This window comes from uncultured Thiodictyon sp. (genome assembly GCF_903828115.1).
Classification (GTDB): domain Bacteria; phylum Pseudomonadota; class Gammaproteobacteria; order Chromatiales; family Chromatiaceae; genus Thiodictyon.
Genome location: NZ_CAIKKU010000185.1, coordinates 1 through 2,823, shown reverse-complemented (window position 1 = coordinate 2,823; position 2,823 = coordinate 1). Strand labels below are relative to the sequence as shown.

The 2,823-nt window shown below is 61.6% G+C and carries 3 protein-coding genes; all 3 read left to right on the top strand.

Annotation, left to right across the window (positions count from 1 at the left end; genetic code table 11):
- On the top strand, window positions 1-790 hold a 790-nt coding region (locus QZY48_RS06590; RefSeq protein ID WP_295429263.1), incomplete at its 5' end, for a hypothetical protein.
- Window positions 791-858: 68 nt separating this feature from the next.
- Complete coding sequence (locus QZY48_RS06585; protein ID WP_295429260.1) at window positions 859-2,568, top strand: hypothetical protein; 1,710 nt, start codon at window positions 859-861, stop codon at window positions 2,566-2,568.
- Window positions 2,568-2,819, top strand: a complete 252-nt coding sequence (locus tag QZY48_RS06580) for a hypothetical protein (RefSeq protein WP_295429257.1) — start codon at window positions 2,568-2,570, stop codon at window positions 2,817-2,819. The genes QZY48_RS06585 and QZY48_RS06580 overlap by 1 nt, the downstream gene beginning before the upstream one ends.
- Window positions 2,820-2,823 lie beyond the last annotated feature (4 nt).

Below are 2,823 nucleotides of genomic sequence, written 5' to 3'. Positions count from 1 at the left end.
CCAGGGCCTCGACCCGGACGTCTTGCAATCGACGACCAAGGCGGCGGTGATGGCGACGATGTCGGCGTCTCAGGAGCGTCTGGAGATGATCGCCCGCATCTTCGCGGAGACGGGCATCCGTCGCTTGTTCCGTGGCCTGTTGCGCGAGATCATCATATACCAGGACCGCCCCCGCGTCGTTCGCCTGCGTAACCAGTGGGTGCCGGTTGACCCACGCTATTGGGACGCGGAAATGGACGTGGTCGTGAATGTGGGCCTTGGTACGGGCTCGCAGGAACAGAAGCTGCAGACGCTGATGGCTATTTCGCAGAAGCAGGAGCAGATCTTGCAGACGCTGGGGCCGCAGAACCCGATGGTGTCGTTGAAGCAGTATCGCAACACGCTGGCGCAGATCGCGGAGTTGCAAGGCTTCAAGGATGCGTCTCGCTATTTCAGCGAGATCACGCCGGAGGCCGAGCAGCAGATGGCGCAGCCGCAACAGCCCGCGCCTGACCCGACGCAGATTTTGGCGCAGGTTGAGGCCGAGAAGATCAAGAAGGACATCGAGATCGCCGACAAGAAGATGGTGGTCGAGATTGCCACGCAGAAGGCGAAGGATGACCTTGAGCGCGACAAGCTCGACGCCGACATCTGGCTGAAGGCGATGGAGATACAGGCCAAGTATGGCACCCAGCTTCAGGTCGAGCAGTTGTACGCGATGATTGCCCGCGAGCGTGACGCCGCGAAGATCGCCGCGCAGCAGCAGGCTCAGATGATGCAGCAGCAGCCTCCGATGATGGGAATGCAGTGATGGCGGGTGGAGTTCCGTTCCAATACAGAGGTTTTAGTTCAGGTGGCCCGCAGCGCGAGCTTCCCGGCATGGGCGGCTACGTACCCGGCCCAATCCGCCGCGCCTTTGAGGAGATGCCTGGCGACGCACTCGGCGCCGAGTATCTCGACCCCGTCAACAATCCATCCGCCTACGGGTGGATGATGCCGCGTGCCGCTGTTCGTGTGGAACAGATCGACGGTCGCCTGGTGCCGTTTGACGCCGAGGGGCGCGAGCTTCAGTTTGAGAGTAGGCCGAACGTCTTGCCGTTCTATCCTGACCGCTCGACCGGCACGATTGAGATGGCCGTACCCGGCATCCTCGACCTCATCGGCGATAAGTCTGCCGTCGGCGAAGCCTACACCGGCGCTGCGGCCATCAACATGGCTCGCCGCGCCTCAAAAGGGCAGTATGGCGACGACGTGCTCTCCAATGCTGCGGCAATGGACGACGTGCCGTGGAACCCACCGGATGGTACGCCGATCGAGGGCATCCTCGGAAATAGCAGCCCGCCATCTGTCAGCCCATACGATCTTGAGCCCGGCAGCGACCCGCGCTACCTGGGTGCGGCACCGGATCGTAGCGACCTGACTTATCTGCGCTATGCCCCGAAGAAGATCTCCTCGCGCATGGGCCGCGCCAGGACAGCCATGCTCGACCCCGAGAACCCGATCAGAAAGCAATTGCTGACTGACATCGAGGCGGGTCGCAATTTTAAGGGCGCGGACTGGTACAACACCGAAGAGCTCCGCGATTGGTTCATCAACGAACTAGGGCCAGAGCAGGGCCATCAGGAGTGGAACGATTTCATCAAGCTGATGGGCTCCTCGTCCGCCGGCTCGAACGTCCTGACTAACATCAAGAACGCTTCCGCCGTGCGCCACTTGCAGGCGAAGAACCCGACCGTGCCCGGCACAAACCAGAGCTACCATGAGTTTCTGACTGAGACTGACAAGATCGGCAACTTTGGCGCCAGCGCCAAGGGCCGCACGAAGATGGTGGGCGAGCCTGGCTACGGCCACCGCTACAACAAGCTGCATGAGATGACGACCGGCAAGCAGATGCGTGGCGAGTGGCAGGGCAATCCAGAGCCCGGCACGCCTGGCGCGAAGGGGTCGTGGGTCGAGAACCCGAAGCCGAAGGGCTTCTACAATTCGTTCACCGGCAACCCCAACAACATTGCCGCCGACCTCCACTTCACTCGCTACATGGGCATGGCGTCGAACCATCCCGACTGGTTGGTCAATGGCGCGGAGGTGTCGAACGGGTTCCGAGACAAGATGCTCGCCGCCAATCCTGATATGGCGCAGTTCTTCCGCACAAAGACGATCAAGGGAAGGAACGGCAAGCCCGACAAGGTGCTGCCGGTCTTCGACGGCAACAAGGCAGCCAAGTCTGGCATGTTCGACATGCAGCAGGCTGCAGACGAGCCCGCCGTGTGGTCGGCCATGCCGAATGCCAACGAGTACGGCGCTATGGAAGATCTTATGGGCGAGATCGGCAAAGAGGTTGGCCTCACGGCGCCGCAGGTGCAGGCCGCGCTCTGGATGGGTGCCGCGAAGCGCACTGGTGTACACCAGGACAGCCTCGGCACCTTCATGGAACTGATCCGCAAGCGCGCCGACATCCGCGCAAAGGAGACGGGCACGGATCGTGCCACAGTCATGCGTGAGTTCATTCGCAACAAGGGGCTTCTCTCCAACTTGCCGCCTGGCCTCCTCGACACGATGCCGGCAGAAGACAACGAGGAGGTCTACTAATGCTCACCCCAATCGACATCGCCCGCAAGGCCAAGGAGATGCAGGAGGACGATGTCGTCCGCCACATCTTCACCTACCTTGAGGGGCGCTACATCAACGAGTGGCGCAATGCGTCACCCGGCGACCTTCAGAAGCGCGAGGCTGCGTATGCAGCAATTCGCTCCCTGGAGGACATCAAGGTGAAACTCGGCTCGCTGGCAAATGCGCCGAAGGTCGAGGCTCACAACAACCGTAACGCCGCGAGGCGCTAAGGCT